The 17,169-nt window shown below is 69.4% G+C and carries 17 protein-coding genes; 3 read left to right on the top strand and 14 right to left on the bottom strand.

The window, feature by feature from the left end:
* Nucleotides 1–150: 150 nt before the first annotated feature.
* The 7 genes from AB6V31_RS11595 to AB6V31_RS11565 form a co-directional block, all read right to left on the bottom strand.
* Entirely contained in the window at nucleotides 151–504 is a 354-nt protein-coding gene (locus tag AB6V31_RS11595; RefSeq protein WP_295844491.1) for a Fe-S protein, read from the bottom strand.
* 230 nt (nucleotides 505–734) lie between these two features.
* Complete coding sequence (ribH, locus tag AB6V31_RS11590; protein WP_056226723.1) at nucleotides 735–1,208, bottom strand: 6,7-dimethyl-8-ribityllumazine synthase; 474 nt, start codon at nucleotides 1,206–1,208, stop codon at nucleotides 735–737.
* The gene (locus AB6V31_RS11585) at nucleotides 1,208–2,476 is read right to left on the bottom strand and encodes a bifunctional 3,4-dihydroxy-2-butanone-4-phosphate synthase/GTP cyclohydrolase II (RefSeq protein WP_074694067.1); all 1,269 of its coding nucleotides are present in this window, start codon (nucleotides 2,474–2,476) and stop codon (nucleotides 1,208–1,210) included. Before AB6V31_RS11585 ends, ribH begins: the two co-directional genes overlap by 1 nt.
* Nucleotides 2,473–3,129, bottom strand: a complete 657-nt coding sequence (locus AB6V31_RS11580; protein WP_369365781.1) for a riboflavin synthase — start codon at nucleotides 3,127–3,129, stop codon at nucleotides 2,473–2,475. The genes AB6V31_RS11585 and AB6V31_RS11580 overlap by 4 nt, the downstream gene beginning before the upstream one ends.
* Nucleotides 3,129–4,202: a bifunctional diaminohydroxyphosphoribosylaminopyrimidine deaminase/5-amino-6-(5-phosphoribosylamino)uracil reductase RibD gene (ribD, locus tag AB6V31_RS11575; protein WP_369365780.1), complete on the bottom strand. Its 1,074-nt coding sequence runs from the start codon at nucleotides 4,200–4,202 to the stop codon at nucleotides 3,129–3,131. Before ribD ends, AB6V31_RS11580 begins: the two co-directional genes overlap by 1 nt.
* A 331-nt stretch (nucleotides 4,203–4,533) precedes the next feature.
* The gene (locus AB6V31_RS11570; protein WP_369365779.1) at nucleotides 4,534–5,397 is read right to left on the bottom strand and encodes an Fpg/Nei family DNA glycosylase; all 864 of its coding nucleotides are present in this window, start codon (nucleotides 5,395–5,397) and stop codon (nucleotides 4,534–4,536) included.
* A gap of 46 nt (nucleotides 5,398–5,443) precedes the next feature.
* Nucleotides 5,444–6,007: a GNAT family N-acetyltransferase gene (locus AB6V31_RS11565; RefSeq protein WP_369365777.1), complete on the bottom strand. Its 564-nt coding sequence runs from the start codon at nucleotides 6,005–6,007 to the stop codon at nucleotides 5,444–5,446.
* Nucleotides 6,008–6,717: 710 nt separating this feature from the next.
* Here AB6V31_RS11565 and AB6V31_RS11560 point away from each other — a divergent pair.
* A complete protein-coding gene (locus AB6V31_RS11560; protein ID WP_235556944.1) occupies nucleotides 6,718–6,990 on the top strand; it encodes a DUF559 domain-containing protein in 273 nt (90 codons plus the stop codon).
* Nucleotides 6,991–7,163: 173 nt separating this feature from the next.
* Here AB6V31_RS11560 and trpS read toward each other — a convergent pair whose 3' ends face one another.
* The 7 genes from trpS to sdhC form a co-directional block, all read right to left on the bottom strand.
* Nucleotides 7,164–8,168, bottom strand: a complete 1,005-nt coding sequence (gene trpS, locus AB6V31_RS11555; RefSeq protein ID WP_369365775.1) for a tryptophan--tRNA ligase — start codon at nucleotides 8,166–8,168, stop codon at nucleotides 7,164–7,166.
* Nucleotides 8,169–8,397: 229 nt separating this feature from the next.
* Nucleotides 8,398–9,246, bottom strand: coding sequence for an exodeoxyribonuclease III (locus tag AB6V31_RS11550; protein ID WP_369365772.1), 849 nt, complete (start codon nucleotides 9,244–9,246; stop codon nucleotides 8,398–8,400).
* Nucleotides 9,247–9,421: 175 nt separating this feature from the next.
* Entirely contained in the window at nucleotides 9,422–10,621 is a 1,200-nt protein-coding gene (locus AB6V31_RS11545; protein WP_369365771.1) for a YihY/virulence factor BrkB family protein, read from the bottom strand.
* A gap of 234 nt (nucleotides 10,622–10,855) precedes the next feature.
* Nucleotides 10,856–11,641: a succinate dehydrogenase iron-sulfur subunit gene (locus AB6V31_RS11540; RefSeq protein WP_144782429.1), complete on the bottom strand. Its 786-nt coding sequence runs from the start codon at nucleotides 11,639–11,641 to the stop codon at nucleotides 10,856–10,858.
* Nucleotide 11,642: 1 nt separating this feature from the next.
* On the bottom strand, nucleotides 11,643–13,472 hold the full coding sequence (gene sdhA, locus AB6V31_RS11535; RefSeq protein WP_074694072.1) for a succinate dehydrogenase flavoprotein subunit: 1,830 nt from the start codon (nucleotides 13,470–13,472) through the stop codon (nucleotides 11,643–11,645).
* Nucleotides 13,473–13,518: 46 nt separating this feature from the next.
* Entirely contained in the window at nucleotides 13,519–13,977 is a 459-nt protein-coding gene (locus AB6V31_RS11530; RefSeq protein WP_056226744.1) for a succinate dehydrogenase hydrophobic membrane anchor subunit, read from the bottom strand.
* Complete coding sequence (gene sdhC / locus AB6V31_RS11525; RefSeq protein ID WP_013583715.1) at nucleotides 13,977–14,411, bottom strand: succinate dehydrogenase, cytochrome b556 subunit; 435 nt, start codon at nucleotides 14,409–14,411, stop codon at nucleotides 13,977–13,979. The genes AB6V31_RS11530 and sdhC overlap by 1 nt, the downstream gene beginning before the upstream one ends.
* Nucleotides 14,412–14,626: 215 nt before the next feature.
* Here sdhC and AB6V31_RS11520 point away from each other — a divergent pair, with 215 nt between their 5' ends.
* Nucleotides 14,627–15,745: a mannose-1-phosphate guanylyltransferase gene (locus AB6V31_RS11520; RefSeq protein WP_144782427.1), complete on the top strand. Its 1,119-nt coding sequence runs from the start codon at nucleotides 14,627–14,629 to the stop codon at nucleotides 15,743–15,745.
* A 258-nt stretch (nucleotides 15,746–16,003) separates the two neighbouring features.
* Entirely contained in the window at nucleotides 16,004–17,077 is a 1,074-nt protein-coding gene (locus tag AB6V31_RS11515; protein WP_056228365.1) for a BMP family protein, read from the top strand.
* The last annotated feature ends 92 nt before the right edge of the window (nucleotides 17,078–17,169 follow it).

Below are 17,169 nucleotides of genomic sequence, written 5' to 3'. Positions count from 1 at the left end.
CGTCCGGGGTGGGGCGCAGCGGTGGCGCGCCGCGATCACGGGGGTGTGTGTGAGCGGGTGCGCGAGGGAGCACCGGAAACGTCTCCGAGTGGGGGGCGTTAGACCCTCCAGTCTATGCGCCTGCTGAGTAGATGCCGACGAGCGGCGTCGTCAGTGCCAGATCACCGCGAGACCGGCGTTGAGCAAAGCCAGGATGCCGATCGGCCAGAAGATCGCCGGCGACAGCGACCCGTTGCGCTTCTGTCGGGCCGAACCGATGCCCAGCAGTGCGCCGATGACGAGCAGGACAACGAGCTTGATGCCGATCTTGGCGTAGTTGAGCTCGTGATCGAGGCCCCACGGCGCCGAGAGCGCCAGGCCCGTGACCAGGGAGATGACGAGGGCGTAGTTCATCAACGAGGTGACGCGCGCCCGGCGGCTGACCGCCTCGACGACCCACGCGCCGAAGAGGATGGCGAAGCCGACGAGGTGGACGAGGACGACGACGCTGCGCAGGATCTCCATACCCGACAGGGTAGGGACGCGGTGCGTCACCCGCCAGGAAGGGGGGCCTCACCGCGCGCGCTTCCTGGCCCGCGCGCACGGCCCCGGACCCGCGAGCGGCCCTGAGGCTGTCGAAGGGCGCGCCCCGACGCGCGGACCTCGGTGGCGTCGACGGGCTCAGCCACCCGCACCCTCGGACAAGAACGGGCCCGGCGACCGCAGAGGTCACCGGGCCCGTCAGGAACGACGCGTCAGCCGCGCAGCTCCCGCAGAACGAGGGCGGTGCGGATCGCGGCATCCGCGGCCTCTTCGCCCTTGTCCTCCTTGGAGCCTTCGAGCCCCGCACGGTCGAGGCCCTGCTGCTCGTCGTCCAGCGTCAGCACGCCGAACCCGACCGGCTTGCCGGCGTCGAGGGCCACGCGGGTCAGACCGTCGGTGGCCGCCGACGAGACGAACTCGAAGTGCGGCGTGCCGCCCCGGATGATCACGCCCAGGGCCACCACGGCATCCGCTCCGCCCTCGAATGCCGCGCTGGCGGCGACGGGGAGCTCGAACGAGCCGGGCACGCGCACGACGCGGTAGGTCGCACCGGTCGCGTCGAGCACGCGCTTCGCGCCCGCGATCAGACCGTTCGTGATGACCTCGTGCCACGTTCCCGCGACCACGACGACGTTCAGGCCCGACGCGTCGACGCCGCCGGTCTCGGGTGCTCCACTGCCGGCCATCAGGCGCTCTCTTCCTTCATGTGCGCGAGGGCATCGCGCAGGTCGTCCTCGGCGATGATGTGACCCATCCGGTCGCGCTTCGTCTCGAGGTACTGGTGGTTGTTGGGGCCGACGCCCACGAGCAGGGGGACCTGCTCGACGACGTCGAGACCGAAGCCGCGCAGCTGCGCGACCTTGTCGGTGTTGTTCGTCAGCAGCCGCACCTTCTCGACGCCGAGGTCGGTCAGGATGCCGGCGGCGGCGGCGTAATCGCGCGCGTCGGCGGGCAGGCCGAGGGCGAGGTTGGCGTCGACGGTGTCCATGCCGCGCTCCTGCAGGTTGTAGGCGCGCAGCTTGTTGATGAGGCCGATGCCGCGGCCCTCGTGACCACGCATGTAGATGACGATGCCGCCGTCGCGATCGATCGTGTCGAGTGCCGCCTCGAGCTGCGGTCCGCACTCGCACTTCAGCGAACCGAACGCCTCGCCCGTCAGGCACTCCGAGTGCACGCGCACGAGGGGCGCCGTCTCGGTGAGGTCGCCCGAGACCACCGCCAGGTGGTCGGTGCCGGTGATGCGGTCCTTATAGGCGAGGAAGCGGAAGGTGCCGTGCGAGGTGGGGACGTTCGACTCGGCGCGCAGGCTCACGCGGCGGCGGGCGGGCGCGGTGGCGGGCAGCGGGTCGGTCTCGTTGAGGTGACCGATGAGCTGTTCGATCGTGATGACCGGGATGCCGTCACGCTCGCCGAGCTCGAAGAGTCCGGGCAGGCGCATCATGCTGCCGTCCTCGGCGACGACCTCGGCGATCGCACCGACCGGCTCGAGACCCGCGAGGCGCATCAGGTCGACCGCGGCCTCGGTGTGGCCCGCGCGCTCGCGCACGCCGCCATCGACGGCGCGCAGCGGCAGCACGTGTCCGGGACGGATGAGGCTGGTCGGAACCGACGCGGGGTCGGACAGCACGTTGAGGGTGCGCGCGCGGTCGGCGGCGCTGATCCCGGTGGTGACTCCGGATGCCGCGTCGACGCTGACCGTGTACGCGGTGCCGCGGGCGTCCTGGTTGACCTCGACCATGGGCGGCAGGTCGAGACGGTCGGCCCACTCGGCGGGCATGGGGGCGCAGACGTAACCACTGGACCAGCGGACGGTCCAGGCGAGCCACTCGGGGGTTGCGAGCTGCGCCGAGATGATGACGTCGCCCTCGTTCTCGCGGTTCTCGTCGTCGGCGACCAGGATCGGCCGCCCCTGACGCAGGGCTTCCAGGGCCTCGGGGATGGTGGACAGGCTCATCGGGAGCCCCTCTCGGTCTGTGCGGCGGTCGCCGCGGGATTCTCTGTCGTGCGGAAGGCGAGCATGCGCTGGACATGACGGGCCAGGATGTCGGTTTCGAGGTTCACGGGCGTGCCGGCTTCGGCGCGGCCGAGTGTCGTGGCCTCGAGGGTTTCGGGGATCAGCGAGACCTCGAGCCACGGCTCGGGCTCGGTGGCTTCGCTCACGGCGCTCACGGTGAGCGAGACGCCGTCGATCGCGATCGATCCCTTGTCGACCACCAGCGGGGCGAGGGGGGCCGGGATGCCGACGCGCACGACGCTCCACTGCGCTCCGGGCCGCACCTCGCGCACGACACCGGTGCCGTCGATGTGGCCCTGCACGATGTGCCCGCCCAGGCGCCCGTGCGCGGCGGTCGCGCGCTCGAGGTTGACCGCGCGGCCCGGGGCGACGTCGGCGAGCGTCGACATGTCGAGGGTCTGCTTCATCACGTCGGCGGTGAACCAGTCGTCGCCCTGATCGACGACGGTGAGGCACACACCGCTCACCGAGATCGAGTCGCCGTGGCCGGCGTCCGACACCGACAGGGGGGCGCGCAGCGTCAGGCGCACGCCGTCGCCCGAGGGCTCGACGGCCGTGACGGCCCCGATCTCTTCGACGATTCCGGTGAACATCAGGCGTCTCCTTCGTTCTCGCCCGCGGTCGCGGGCACAGTCTCGGTGCTTCCGGGTGCGGTCTCGGCTGGGCGGGCGACGATCAGCAGGTCGTCGCCGAGGGAGGTGACGGATGCCACCGCCAGGCGTTTCGCGGCGTCGATGCTCGGCACGCCGACGTCTCCGAGTGCGAGACGCGAACCACCCAGCAGCACGGGGGCGACGTAGACGAGCAACTCGTCGGCGAGGCCTTCGCGCACGAAGGCGCTCGCGAGGGTCGGCCCGCCCTCGACGAACACGCGCTGCACGCCCTGCTCGGCGAGATCGGCGAGCACCGCGCGCAGGTCGCGCGTCGAGCAGAACAGGGGGTCGCGCGGGTGGCGGCGCACCGCGGCATCCGGAGCCGTTTCGCTCTCGCCGATGATGACCGGCATCGGCTGGTCCTCGAGCAGGGTCCCGTCATCCGCTCGCGCGGTCAGCGCCGGATCGTCGGAGCGCACCGTGCCGGTGCCGGCGACGATCGCGTCCGCCTGCGCGCGGCGCGCGTGCACGTCGCGGCGGGCGTCGGGTCCGGTGATCCACTGGCTCGTGCCGTCATCGGCCGCGGCGCGACCGTCGAGGCTCTGCGCCCACTTCACGGTGACGTGCGGGCGGCCGCTGCGTTGCAGGTGCGTCCAGTCGGCGACGAGCGCCTTGGCGGCATCCGCCTCGGGTCCCGCCTCGACGTCGACCCCGGCTGCGCGCAGGCGGTCGGCTCCGCCGGCCGCCGCGTCGGTGGGGTCGTCGAGCGCGTAGACAACGCGCGCGATGCCCGCCTCGATGAGCGCGACAGCGCACGGGCCGGTGCGACCGGTGTGATTGCACGGCTCGAGGGTGACCACGGCGGTGGCGCCTTGTGCGGCACCGGGGGAGAGCTTCGACAGCGCGTCGACCTCGGCGTGGGCGGTGCCGGCGCCGCGATGGAATCCCTCGGCGAGAACCTCACCCGCAGGCGACAGGATCACGGCGCCCACCTGGGGGTTGAGCCCGCGCGGGCCGCGCCGGGCGAGCTGCAGAGCTCGCCGCATGGCGTCGATCTCGACGGCGGATGCCATTTCCTTGTCCTTCCCGCGGAGTCGGGGCAGGGCCAGCGGGAAGGCGCGTCGCGCCGTCCGTGCTGCCTCCTATCCGGACTAGCGAGGGCTCACCCTCGCATCACCGTCGGTCCCGGAATTCCACCGGATCGGCCCCACCGCCTGAGCGGAGGGGTTCGCGGACTGTCACCGCCGGTTCGGATTCTCACCGACCCCGGAGCACGTTTTTGCACTTCTGATCCTACTCAACGTGCCTCTCGCGGTTTCATTCCCGGTCATACGGCGACGTTTCGTGGTAGTTCTCTCCGGCCCCCGCTGCGCTGCGTCTCGCACCCCGCGTCTCGCGATGCGGTCACTTGAGCAGTCGCGACAGTCGACGGTCGGCGAGCAGCTTGCCGCCGGTCTGGCAGGTGGGGCAGTACTCGAGGGAGTTGTCGGCGAAGAACACGCTGCGCACCTCGTCGCCGCACACCGGGCACGCCTCGCCGCGGCGTCCGTGCACGCGCATGCCGCGACGCTTGGCGTCCTTCAACTCGGCCGGGGGCTTACCTCGTGCCGCGTCGATCGCCTCGGCCAGCGTCGTCGTCATCGCGCTGTAGAGATGGTCGACCTCGGCCTCCGACAGGTTCGCGGCCAGGGCGTACGGCGACATCTTGGCCGCGTGCAGGATCTCGTCGGAATAGGCGTTGCCGACCCCCGCGACGATCGACTGATCGCGCAGCACGCCCTTGATCTGCGTGCGACGGCCCTCGAGCAGCGAGCCGAACGTCGCCCGGTCGAAGCCCTCGCTCAGCGGATCGGGACCCAGCCGCGCGATGCCCGGCACCTCGGCGGGGGAGCGCACGGCGTACACGGCGAGCGACTTCTTCGTGCCAGCCTCGGTGAGGTCGAAACCCGAGCCGTCGTCGAAGCCCACGCGCAGCGCGATCGGCGTCTTGCCCGGCTTGATGATCGTCGTGGGCAGGGCGTCGTACCAGCGCAGCCACCCCGCCTTGGCGAGATGGAACACGAGATGGATGCCGGCGTCGGACGCCACGTCGACGAACTTGCCGTGGCGATCGACGCCCGTGATGCGCGCGCCGACGAGGGCCGTCAACGGCGGGTCGTACGTCTTGAGCGCGTTGATCGCCGACACGGTGGCCTTGTCGACGCGCAGCCCCGGCACCCGCCCGCGCAGGTATTCGACGAGCCCCTCGACCTCTGGCATCTCCGGCATGCGCCCATCGTGCCACCGACCTCCGACATCGGCACGGGGCCTTGCGTCAGGGTTCGAGCACCCGCCAGGGCTGGGGCGCGCGGTCGTCGTCGCGCAGCAGCCCTCCGACCCAGAGGTCGGAACGACCGAGGGAGTTCACGTGCGCGTGCCGCAGAAGCCCCTCGTAGCGGAATCCCAGCGCCCGCGCGACACGTGCCGAGCCGGCATTGCCGACGACCGCGCGCCACTCGATGCGCTCTATCGCCGGACGCTCGAGCGCGAAGCCCCAGTCGACGACCGCGCGCGCGGCCTCGGTCGCCAGCCCCCGCCCACGCACGCTCGGCGACACCCAGTAGCCGATCTCGGGACCGCCCGAGGGCAGCTTCGCCAGGCCCACCATGCCGACGAGTCGCCCCTCAAGGCGGATCGCCCAGGTCGCCTCCGACCCCTCGGCCCACCACCCGCGCGTCAACTCGACGAACGTCTCCGCGTCCTCAGGGAGGTACGGCGCAGGCACCGTCGTGAACCTCTGGATCGCGGCATCCTGGCATTCCGCGTGGATCGCCTCGACGTCGTTCACGCGCGGCGCCGAAAGCTCGAGGCGTGCGGTGCGCAGGATCTCCGGTTCCATCCGGCCACGCTACCGGGGGGTGTTCATGGCATAGCTCCTGCAGATCGGCCGCTGAGGGCCATACCGCTTCTGCGGGGACCGGATCTGCAGGAGTTGTGTCGCGCGCTCCGTACGACTTATCCCCAGATGTCTGCCTGGGCCGTTCCGGCCCGTCGCGAGACGGAATTCTCGGACGCATGTCCCTCGTCTCCGCCTCCTATCGCGACCTCCGTGCCAGAGGCCTGACCCGTGCCGAGATCGCCCGCGCGATCGACGACGGTCGGCTTCTTCGTCCGCGTCGCGACGCCTACCTGCCGGCCGAGTGTTCACGAGACGTGCTGCGCGCGGTGGAGCACGGAGGTCGTCTCGACTGCCTCTCCCTCCTCCGAGAGCGAGGCGTTTTCGCCCACGACGCTCAGCGGCTGCACGTGCAATTCGATCGGGAGGCCAGTCGTCTGCCACACCGGGGCCCGGACCTCCGCGCGCATTGGCGATCGAGCTCCGCGGCACCGCGAGAGGTACATGCGCCGCTCCCAGAGGCACTCGTACAGTCCGCCCAGTGTCAGCCGCCGCGGAGCCTTGTGGCTTCGCTGGACAGCGCGTGGAGCTCCGGTCTGATCGGGGAGCGCGAGGTGGCGGATGTCTTCAGTCGGCTGCCGCGCAGATTCCGATCGCTCCAGCGGCTCGTCGACCCCACAGCAGAATCCGGGCCTGAAACGATCGTGCGGCTCATGCTCCGCAGCCTTGGCCTGAGGTGGGAGACCCAGGTCCGAATTCCCCTCGTCGGTCGCGTCGACTTCGTCGTGGAGAGGTGGCTCATCATCGAATGCGACAGCAAGGCCCACCACTCCTCTTGGGACGCCCAGCGTGAGGACCGCCGGCGCGATCGAGCCGCTGCCGCGGCAGGCTACGCGACTCTCCGCCTCCTCGCGGAGGAGATCCTGTACCAACCGGACATGGTGCGGGCGGCGATCGCGGGCCTCGCGTCCCGTCATCGGCGGTGATCCGGGGAGCCCGTTGTCGCGCGCACAACTCCTGCACATCGTGGCTTCAAGCGGGCGAAGGGTGTGGATGAGGCGGGATCTGCAGGAGTTGTGCCGCGCGCGTCGAGCCCCCCCCCGAAACGGCAACGCCCGCACGACTCGGAGAGTCGTGCGGGCGTCGGACAGACGCAGGATCAGCCGCGGCGGAGCAGACCGATGCGGTCGTAGACGTCGGTGAGGGTCTTCTCGGCGACGGATGCCGCCTTGCCGGCGTTCACGGCCAGCGCGCGGTCGAGCTCGGCGGGGTCGTCGAGCAGTTCCATCGCCCGCGCGCGCACCGGCTCGAACTCGTTCACGACGACCTCGGCGAGGCCCTTCTTAAAGTCGCCGTAGCCGAGACCGGCGTACTCGTCTTCGATCGAGGTGATCTCGCGGCCGGTGAGGGCCGAGTAGATGACCAGCAGGTTCGAGACGCCGGGCTTGGTCTCGCGGTCGAAGCGCACTGACCCCTCGGAGTCGGTCATGGCGCGCATGATCTTCTTCGCGCTGACCTTGGGGTCGTCGAGCAACCACAGGACGCCCGCGTCGGACTCGGCCGACTTCGACATCTTGGCCGTGGGGTTCTGCAGGTCGTAGATGCGGGCGGTCTCGCGCTGGATCACGGGCTTGGGAACCGTGAAGGTCTCGCCGAAGCGCTGGTTGAAGCGCTCGGCGAGGTCGCGGGTGAGCTCGATGTGCTGCTTCTGGTCGTCGCCGACGGGCACGACGTCGGTCTGATACAGCAGGATGTCGGCGGCCATCAGCACCGGGTAGGTGAAGAGTCCGACGTTGGTGGCGTCCGTCCCGTAGCGGGCCGACTTGTCCTTGAACTGCGTCATGCGCCCGGCCTCGCCGAAGCCCGTGAGGGTCGACAGCACCCACTGCAGCTCGGCGTGCGCGGGCACGTGCGACTGCACGTACAGCGTCGAGCGCGAGGGCTCGATGCCGGCGGCGATGTACTGGGCGGCGGTGCGGCGGGTCTTCTCGCGGCGCTCGGCGGGGTCGCCGGGCTGCGTCAGGGCGTGCAGGTCGACGACCGAGAAGAAGGCGTCGTACTGGTCCTGGAGGTCGCGCCACTGCAGGAGAGCCCCGATGTAGTTGCCGATCTGAAGGCTGTCGGCGGAGGGCTGCATTCCGGAGTAGAGGCGCTCGGTGGTCACCGTACGATCCTAGGCGGCGTGCGCGGGACGTTCCTGCCGTCGAAGCGGTTTCCCGGATGCCGACACCCGGCCCGCCAGGCGATCTGGGACACCGCCCTCGGCGCAGGACGACCCGGATGCCGGTGTCCCGGGCCTGACGCGCCCCGGGCCGGACCCCCCGACGCCCCGGGCCGGACACCCCCGCGCCCCGGGCCGCGGGCGCCCCGCGTCCCCGGGGAAGCCCTCGGCGTCAGCGCCCGAGCGTGTAGTCCACGATGACGGGGGAGTGGTCGCTCCACCGGGTGTCGTACGAGGGGGCGCGATCGACGCGGTACGAGGTGACGCGCTCGGCCAGGGCGGGCGTGGCGACGTGGTAGTCGATTCGCCAGCCGCTGTCGGTGTCGTACGCCTTTCCGCGCATCGACCAGAACGTGTACGGACCGTCGACCTCGCCCATGGCGCGGCGGCCGACGTCGATCCAGCCGAGGCCCGTGCCGGTGGAGCCGTCGACGCCCTCGACCTGCTCGCCCGCGGGGCCGAAGAAGCGGTCGAAGTACGCACGCTCGCGCGGGAGGAACCCGGCGTTCTTGCGGTTGCCGCGCCAGTTCTTGATGTCGAGCTCGCGGTGACCCACGTTGAGGTCGCCTGTCACGAGGGCCAGCTTGCGCTCGGTCTTCAGCTCGGCGAGGCGACGCTCCATCGCGTCGAGGAAGAGCCACTTCGCGTCTTGCTTGGGGGTGTCGACCTCGCCGCTGTGCACGTAGGCGCTGACGATGGTGATGGTCTCGCCATCGATGTCGAAGTCGGTCTCGATCCAGCGGCCCGACGCGTCGAGCGGCTCGGGGCCGAGGTGCGTGCGCGTCTCGACGCCGGGCAGACGGCTGATGATGGCGACTCCCGCCCGCCCCTTCGCGAGGGCTTCGTCGTTGACGATCTCCCACCCGGGGAGGGCCTCGGCGAGCTGGTCGGCGGTGGCCCGCACCTCTTGCAGAGTGACGATGTCGGCGCCCGAGGCGTCGAGCCACTCGACCATGCCCTTGCGGACGGCGGCACGGATGCCATTGACGTTGACGGAGACGATACGCACGGAACGAGCCACCCGACGAGCCTATCGACGACCTCCGACATCGGGCCCGCCGAGAGGGGCCTGCAGAGCGAACGCCACCGAGAGAGGGCCGGTGGGGGAGGGCCTACCGAGGGAGCACCCGCCGAGAGAGACCATCGACAGGCGGCCAGCCGAGACAGCGCGTCCACCAACGGCGCCTGCCGCCGGATTAGTCCGGAATGAGGGACACCCGACGCGGTGCCGGGACGTCGGCCCGAGCCTGTGCCAGCTGCTTCTCCGCCGCGTTCAGCCTGCGCTGGGCCCGCCACCGCCACGGCCAGTGCGAGAGAGCGAGTTCCTTCTGCGCCTCACGCACCCCCACCTGGGCGGCGATGACGAGGGCGGCCTGTTCCATCGCGAGTCGGTCCTCGGGAGAACGGAGCGGCACGTCGCGGTCTCCCGCGGCGACGGCGATCCAGGCGGCCGAGACGAGGATCACGATGCCGATGAAGCGGAACCACAGCAGGAATCCGATCAGCACGGTGAAGGTGGCCAGCAGCGGGTTCGAGGGTGTGTAGACGAAGAGGAAGCCCGCGGCGACCTGCAGCACCACCATCCCGGTCGCCCCCACGAGCGCCCCCGGCCAGGCGCGGCGCCAGGTGAGGGTCGTGCCGGTGAGGAACCGGAAGAGCGACGCGAGCGCGACGGTGTTCACGCCGAAGGCCACGACGAGCGACACGATCCGTGCGCCGATCGACCAGCCGAGGGTCTCTCGATCCCACCCGATCAGCCCGAACACGAGATCGACGGCGCCGGTGGTGATCGAGCCGAGCAGTGCGCCCACGAGCAGGGCGATGCCGAAGAGGATCGACGCGACCAGGTCGCGGGCTTTCAGAAGCACGTAGTTGCGCAGGTCGAAGGGCAGTCCGAACGTGTCGCGCACGGCGCGGCGGGTGAAGGTGACGAAGCCGATCGCCGTCCACACGACCACGACGACGGCCACGATGCCCGTGATGGTGAGCAGTCGACCGCTCTCCTGGGCGACGGCTTCGACTTGCTCGCGTTTGACCAGCCCGTTCTCGCTGATGATCCCGGGGATGTAGCTGTTGACGATGTGGATGAGCCCGTCGATCGCCGTCTTGCTTCCGCCCAGCCAGATCCCGACCCCGGCGAACGCGAGGTACAGCGCCGAGAACACGGCGAAGAGCGCCTGGTAGCTCATGCCGGCGGCGAGCAGGAAGCCGTTGTGGCGTAGAAAGTGCCGCCAGACGCGGATCGGGAACCACTCCGCGATCTTCGCGGCACGCGCGATGGGTTCGTCCAACCGCTCGCGCACGGCCGTCTGCGCCGCCTCGAGACGTTCCCGTAGCGAGGTGTCGTCGTCGCGCACCGCGGGCAGCGGCCGCGGGTCGTGGCGGTGATCGGTCACCGGAAAAGCCTAATGAATGGATGCCGCGGCCCCGGCCGTTCCGTGGAGCCACGGCATCCGGCCCCTTTCTACCCGCGCGTGGGTCGCCGGAGAATGTCGCCTCGGCCATGCCCGAAGCGACGGGATCTCGGCGACTTGCGCGCGCAACGTGGGCGGAAACGCCGAACGGCGGGGCGCCGACCCCATGAGACGAGCTCAGGGATCGGGCGCACCCGCCGTTCGAGAGGCTGAGGGTCAGCGACCGCCGCGGAGGACGGCCTGCTTGACCTCGGCGATGGCCTTGGTGACCTCGATGCCGCGGGGGCACGCCTCGGTGCAGTTGAAGGTGGTGCGGCAGCGCCACACGCCCTCTTTGTCGTTGAGGATGTCGAGGCGCACATCGCCCGCGTCGTCGCGCGAGTCGAAGATGAAACGGTGCGCGTTGACGATCGCGGCGGGGCCGAAGTACTGACCGTCGGTCCAGAACACGGGGCACGACGAGGTGCACGCGGCGCACAGGATGCACTTGGTGGTGTCGTCGAACACCTCGCGGTCGACGATCGACTGCACGCGCTCCTTGCCGGCCTCGGGCTTCGAGTTCGAGATGAGGAAGGGCTGAACCTCGCGGTAGGAGGCGAAGAACGGCTCCATGTCGACGATGAGGTCCTTCTCGAGGGGCAGACCCTTGATGGCCTCGACGTAGATCGGCTGCGAGATGTCGAGATCCTTGATCAGCGTCTTGCAGGCGAGGCGGTTGCGGCCGTTGATGCGCATGGCATCGGACCCGCAGATGCCGTGCGCGCAGGAGCGGCGGAACGACAGCGAGCCGTCGACCTCCCACTTGATCTTGTGCAGCGCGTCGAGCACGCGGTCGGTGGAGTAGAGCTCCACGTCGTAATCGACCCAACGCGGCTCGTCGTCGACCTCGGGGTCGAAGCGGCGGATGTTGAAGGTGACCAGGAACGACTGGATCCCGGTGTCTTCGGGGGTCTCCGCGACCTCGTCCGAGGTGTCGACCTGTTCGATGACGGTGGATGCCATCTCAGTACTTCCTCTCCAGCGGCGGGTAGCGCAGCTCCCCGGCCTCGTTCTTGGTGAACACCACGGGCTTCCAGCCGAGTTCGATGTGATCGGCGGGGTGCGACGAGTGGGGGTCGCCCGACAGGTACGCCATGGTGTGCTGCATGTAGTTCTCGTCGTCGCGCGTGGGGAAGTCGTCGCGCATGTGACCGCCACGGCTCTCTTCGCGGTTCTGCGCGGAGTAGACGACGACCTCGGCGAGGTCGAGCAGGAAGCCCAGCTCCACGGCCTCGAGCAGGTCGGTGTTGAAGCGCTTGCCCTTGTCGTCGACGTGGATGTTCTTGTAGCGCTCGCGCAGGTCGGCGATCACGTCCATGACGTGGGCCAGCGACTCGTGCGTGCGGAAGACCTGCGCGCCCTTGTCCATCTCGTCCTGCAGCGTCTTGCGGAGCACCGCGATGCGCTCGGTGCCGCTGTTGTTGCGCAGACCCTCGATGAGCCCGCGCACCTCGGCGGCGGGGTCTTCGGGAAGCGGCACGAAGTCGGCGGTCTTGACGTACTCGACGGCGTTGCGGCCGGCGCGCTTGCCGAACACGTTGATGTCGAGCAGCGAGTTGGTGCCGAGGCGGTTCGAGCCGTGCACCGAGACGCACGCGCACTCACCGGCGGCGTACAGGCCCGGGACGACGGTGTCGTTGTCGGCGAGGACCTCGGCCTTGATGTTGGTGGGGATGCCGCCCATCGCGTAGTGCGCGGTCGGCATGACCGGCACCGGCTCGACCACCGGGTCGACGCCCAGGTACGTGCGGGCGAACTCGGTAATGTCGGGGAGCTTGGTCTCGAGGACCTCGGCGCCCAGGTGCGTGCAGTCCAGCAGCACGTAGTCGCGGTGGGGACCGGCGCCTCGGCCCTCGGCCACCTCTTGCACCATGCAGCGGGCGACGATGTCGCGAGGAGCGAGGTCCTTGATGGTGGGGGCGTAGCGCTCCATGAAGCGCTCACCGCTCGCGTTGCGCAAGATCGCGCCCTCACCGCGGGCACCCTCGGTGAGGAGGATGCCGAGACCGGCGAGACCGGTCGGGTGGAACTGGAAGAACTCCATGTCCTCGAGAGGCAGACCCTTGCGCCACACGATGCCGACGCCGTCACCGGTGAGGGTGTGGGCGTTGGAGGTGGTCTTGAAGATCTTGCCGAATCCACCGGTCGCGAAGACGACGGCCTTGGACTGGAAGACGTGCAGTTCGCCGGTGGCCAGGTCGTAGGCGACGACACCGGCGACCTGGGTCTTGCCGGCGGCGTCCTTCACCGTGATGAGGTCGAGCACGTAGAACTCGTTGAAGAAGTTGATGCCGAGCTTGACGCAGTTCTGGAACAGCGTCTGCAGGATCATGTGGCCGGTGCGGTCAGCGGCGTAGCAGGCGCGGCGCACGGGCGTCTTGCCGTGGTCGGCGGTGTGCCCGCCGAAGCGACGCTGGTCGATCTTGCCCTCGGGCGTGCGGTTGAACGGCAGGCCCATGTTCTCGAGGTCGATGACGGCGTCGATGGCCTCTTTGGCGAGGATCTCCGCGGCATCCTGGTCGACGAGGTAGTCGCCGCCCTTGATGGTGTCGAAGGTGTGCCACTCCCAGGAGTCCTCTTCGACGTTGGCCAGCGCGGCGGCCATGCCACCCTGCGCCGCACCGGTGTGCGATCGCGTGGGGTAGAGCTTCGAGATGACGGCGGTCTTCGCGCCGGGTCCGGCCTCGATGGCCGCGCGCATGCCCGCGCCGCCGGCGCCGACGATGACGACGTCGAACTGGTGGTAGTGGACGCCGTCCTTGACGATCGAGTCCGAACTGGTCTGAGTGCTCACGTGTGCAATACCTCTGCTGTCAGGGGAGAGAAGGGATGCCGCCGGCTCACGCCGCCTGGCACACGTCCCACAGGGAGCTGCTCTCGGTCACACCGAGGCAGGGGTCGAAGGTGAAGACGACGAGCGTGCCGAGCAGGATGAGAAATCCGGCCGACACCCACAGCGATCCGACGAGGATCTTGCGGACGGTGGCGTTGCCGACGTAGTCGTTGACGATCGTGCGCATGCCGTTGGCGCCGTGGATGAGGGCGAGCCAGAGCATCAGCACGTCCCACCACTGCCAGAACGGCGAGGCGAGCTTGCCGGCGACGAACGCGAAGTCGATCTGGTGGATGCCCTCGCCCGTCATCAGGTTGACGAAGAGGTGGCCGAAGATCAGGACGATCAGCAGCACGCCGGAGGCGCGCATGTAGATCCAACCCCACTTCTCGAGGTTGGAGCCCTTCTTGCGCACGCTGGGCGTGCGGGGGGCGGGGATCGTGGCGGCTTCTTGGGCGACGGACATCAGTGGCTCCCGGTGACGGCGCTGAAGACGTTGATCAGGTGGCGCGGGGTGAACCCGAGCATCGTGACGACCCACAGGCCCAGAACGCCCCACCACAGCTGACGCTGGTGGCGCGTGGCCCAGGGCCAGAAGTCCACGAGGATGATGCGCAGGCCGTTGAACGCGTGGTACGCGATCGCGCCGACCAGGGCCACCTCGCCGAGACCCATGATCGGGTTCTTGTAGGTGCCGATGACGGCGTCGTAGGCCTCGGGCGAGACGCGGATGAGCGCCGTGTCGAGGATGTGCACCAGGAGGAAGAAGAAGATGGCGACACCGGTGATGCGGTGAAGCACCCACGACCACATTCCTTCGCGGCCCCGGTACAGAGTGCCGCGGGGCCTCTTCGAAGTGGTCTCTTTCACCGACGGCGTGGCACGTGCTGGTGCTGACACGGTCGTCCTCCCTGATCGAACACGGTGTGGGGCCTCGCACGGGCCCCGAGCGTCACACGGGCGCCCTTGAATACTACGGCCGGGCTATGAACGGCGGGGATGAGGGTCGCCTAACACTCTCTCGACATCGAGATAAATCGGATGCCGTTCACCCCTCCGTGGACGCCGCCTCGACCTCCCGTGCGTTCGCAGGCGCGACCGCTAGGGTCGGAGCCATGGCAGACCCCGCTATCGACGACTTCTACGCCGTGATCCCCGCCGGAGGGATCGGCAGCCGCCTCTGGCCTCTCTCCCGTGCCGACGCTCCCAAATTCCTCCACGATCTGACCGGTTCGGGCCAGACGTTGCTGCGCGACACGTGGGACCGGCTCGCCCCACTGTCCGGCGAGGGGCGCATCGCGGTCGTCACCGGCCGCGCGCACCGGGCGGCCGTCGAGCGGGAACTCCCGGGGGTCCCCGACCACAACGTGTTCCTCGAGTCGGAGCCCCGTGACTCTTCGGCGGCCATCGGCCTCGCCGCGGCGATCCTCGTCCGCCGAGAGCCCGACGTCATCATCGGTTCGTTCGCAGCCGACCACGTCATCCGTCAGACCCGGCAGTTCGAGTTCGCCGTGCGTCAGGCCGTCGCGGTCGCCCGCGAGGGGTACATCTGCACGATCGGCATCCAGCCCGCCGAAGCGTCGGTCGGGTTCGGCTACATCAAGCAGGCGGGCGAGCTCATCGTCGACGGTGCTCCCGAGGCGTACATGGTGGAGCGCTTCGTCGAGAAGCCCGACCTGGACACCGCGAAGGAGTACTTCGCCGACCGCGCCTACCTCTGGAACGCGGGCATGTTCATCACGCGTGCCGACGTGCTCCTCGCCGAACTCGCCGTCAACGAGCCCGAGCTGCACGCGGGCCTGCTCGAACTGGCCGAGGCCTGGGACGACCGCGACCGTCGCGGCCCCGCCGTCGACCGCATCTGGCCGGGTCTGAAGAAGATCGCCATCGACTACTCCGTCGCAGAGCCCGCCGCAGAGAAGGGACGCCTCGCGGTCATCCCCGGCCACTTCGACTGGGACGACGTGGGCGACTTCGCGAGCCTGTCGAAGCTCAACTCCTCCGGGGGGCGCAATGAGCTCGCGATCCTGGGTGAGGACGCCCGCGTCCTCTCCGACGCTTCCAGCGGCATCGTCGTCTCGCAGACCAAGCGCGTGATCAGCCTCATCGGCGTGCGCGACATCGTCGTTGTCGACACCCCCGACGCGCTGCTGGTCACCACGAGCGAGAACGCCCAGCGGGTGAAGGGCGTCGTCGACGCGCTCAAGCTGACCGGTCGCGGGGACGTCCTCTAGGCGCCCGCCCCCTGATCGCCTCTGAGACCGGATGCCACACCTCGTGGTATCCGGTCTCGTGCGTGTCCGGGTGTGTGGCGGTGGCGTGACGCGAGATTGCGTCTTTGTAACCATTGCCGCGCGCGGGGGCTCCCGGCGCACAAGCGCGGCGACACAGTAGGTAACGTGACGGGATCGTCCCTCAAACCCGTTGGGGGCATCCGTCTTGGAGGACCATTCGTGAAGACCACGAAGAAGGCCGTCGTCAGCGGTCTCGCCATGCTCGGCGCCGCCGTGCTGCTCGCCGGTTGCGGCGCTGCGCCCGAAAGCAACGGCTCGACCGCTGCTGCCGGGGGAGACATCGTCGAGGGCTTCACCCCCTGCATCATCTCGGATGACGGTGGGTGGAACGACCGCTCGTTCAACCAGTCGGCCAAGGAAGGCATCGACAAGGCGGCGAGCGAGCTCGGCGTCAAGGCGATCGAGGTCGAGTCCAGCTCGGCGAACGACTACGCCCCGAACCTCGAGAACCTCGTCGCCGAGGGTTGCACGTTCATCGTCGCGGTGGGCTTCAAGCTCAGTGCCGACACCGTCGCTTCGGCCAAGGCCAACCCGAACCTGCAGTACGCGATCATCGACGACCGTGCCGACACCGACAACGACGGCAAGACCGACGCCCCGAACATCAAGCCGCTGCTGTTCGACACCGTCCAGGCCGCCTACCTCGGTGGCTACGCCGCCGCCGCCTACTCGGCTGAGAACGGCGTGAACAAGGTCGGCACCGTCGGTGGCATCCCGATCCCGCCCGTCACCATCTTCATGGACGGCTTCGTCGACGGCGTCAAGAAGTACGACGAGGACAAGAGCGCCAGCGTCCAGACCTTCGGCTGGGACGTCGCCGCGCAGAACGGCTCGTTCACCGGTGGCTTCGCCGCCAACGACGCGGCCAAGCAGGCTGCTCAGGGTCTGCTCGACCAGGGTGTCGACGTGCTCCTGCCCGTCGGTGGCCCGATCTACAGCAGCGCCGCCGACGCGATCCGCGACAGCGGCTCGAAGAGCGTCATGCTCGGTGTGGACTCCGACCTCGCCAAGGCCGACCCGAACGTGTCGGACCTGGTGCTGACCTCGATCCTCAAGCGCATCGACACCGCCGTGTACGACTCGGTCACGCAGGCGGCCAAGGGTGACTTCGACGTGACCCCCTACGTCGGCACGCTCGAGAACGACGGCGTCGGCCTGGCCGACTTCAACTCGAAGTTCACGCTGCCCGCCGGCCTCACCGACGAGCTGTCGGCGCTGCGCGAGCAGATCGTCTCGGGTTCGCTGAAGGTCACCTCGCCCAGCTCGCCGTAAGGCGCCGGGCCTGAGGCCCTTTGAGATCACAACCGCGGTCGCTCGGACCAGGAGTCCGAGCGGCCCCCGGGCCTGAGGCCCTTTGAGATCAC

The sequence above is a fragment of the Microbacterium sp. 16-032 genome, assembly GCF_041079455.1.
In the GTDB taxonomy this organism is placed as follows: Bacteria; Actinomycetota; Actinomycetes; order Actinomycetales; family Microbacteriaceae; genus Microbacterium; species Microbacterium testaceum_A.
This window is presented reverse-complemented; position numbering and strand designations above follow the sequence as displayed.

Bases quoted from the DNA above. Each gene is read 5' to 3' on its own strand.
- AB6V31_RS11595 (WP_295844491.1), bottom strand. From the start codon at position 504: ATGGAGATCCTGCGCAGCGTCGTCGTCCTCGTCCACCTCGTCGGCTTC.
- ribH (WP_056226723.1), bottom strand. From the start codon at position 1,208: ATGGCCGGCAGTGGAGCACCCGAGACCGGCGGCGTCGACGCGTCGGGC.
- AB6V31_RS11585 (WP_074694067.1), bottom strand. From the start codon at position 2,476: ATGAGCCTGTCCACCATCCCCGAGGCCCTGGAAGCCCTGCGTCAGGGG.
- AB6V31_RS11580 (WP_369365781.1), bottom strand. From the start codon at position 3,129: ATGTTCACCGGAATCGTCGAAGAGATCGGGGCCGTCACGGCCGTCGAG.
- ribD (WP_369365780.1), bottom strand. From the start codon at position 4,202: ATGGCATCCGCCGTCGAGATCGACGCCATGCGGCGAGCTCTGCAGCTC.
- AB6V31_RS11570 (WP_369365779.1), bottom strand. From the start codon at position 5,397: ATGCCGGAGATGCCAGAGGTCGAGGGGCTCGTCGAATACCTGCGCGGG.
- AB6V31_RS11565 (WP_369365777.1), bottom strand. From the start codon at position 6,007: ATGGAACCGGAGATCCTGCGCACCGCACGCCTCGAGCTTTCGGCGCCG.
- AB6V31_RS11560 (WP_235556944.1), top strand. From the start codon at position 6,718: ATGCTCCGCAGCCTTGGCCTGAGGTGGGAGACCCAGGTCCGAATTCCC.
- AB6V31_RS11540 (WP_144782429.1), bottom strand. From the start codon at position 11,641: ATGGCATCCACCGTCATCGAACAGGTCGACACCTCGGACGAGGTCGCG.
- AB6V31_RS11530 (WP_056226744.1), bottom strand. From the start codon at position 13,977: ATGTCCGTCGCCCAAGAAGCCGCCACGATCCCCGCCCCCCGCACGCCC.
- AB6V31_RS11520 (WP_144782427.1), top strand. From the start codon at position 14,627: ATGGCAGACCCCGCTATCGACGACTTCTACGCCGTGATCCCCGCCGGA.
- AB6V31_RS11515 (WP_056228365.1), top strand. From the start codon at position 16,004: ATGCTCGGCGCCGCCGTGCTGCTCGCCGGTTGCGGCGCTGCGCCCGAA.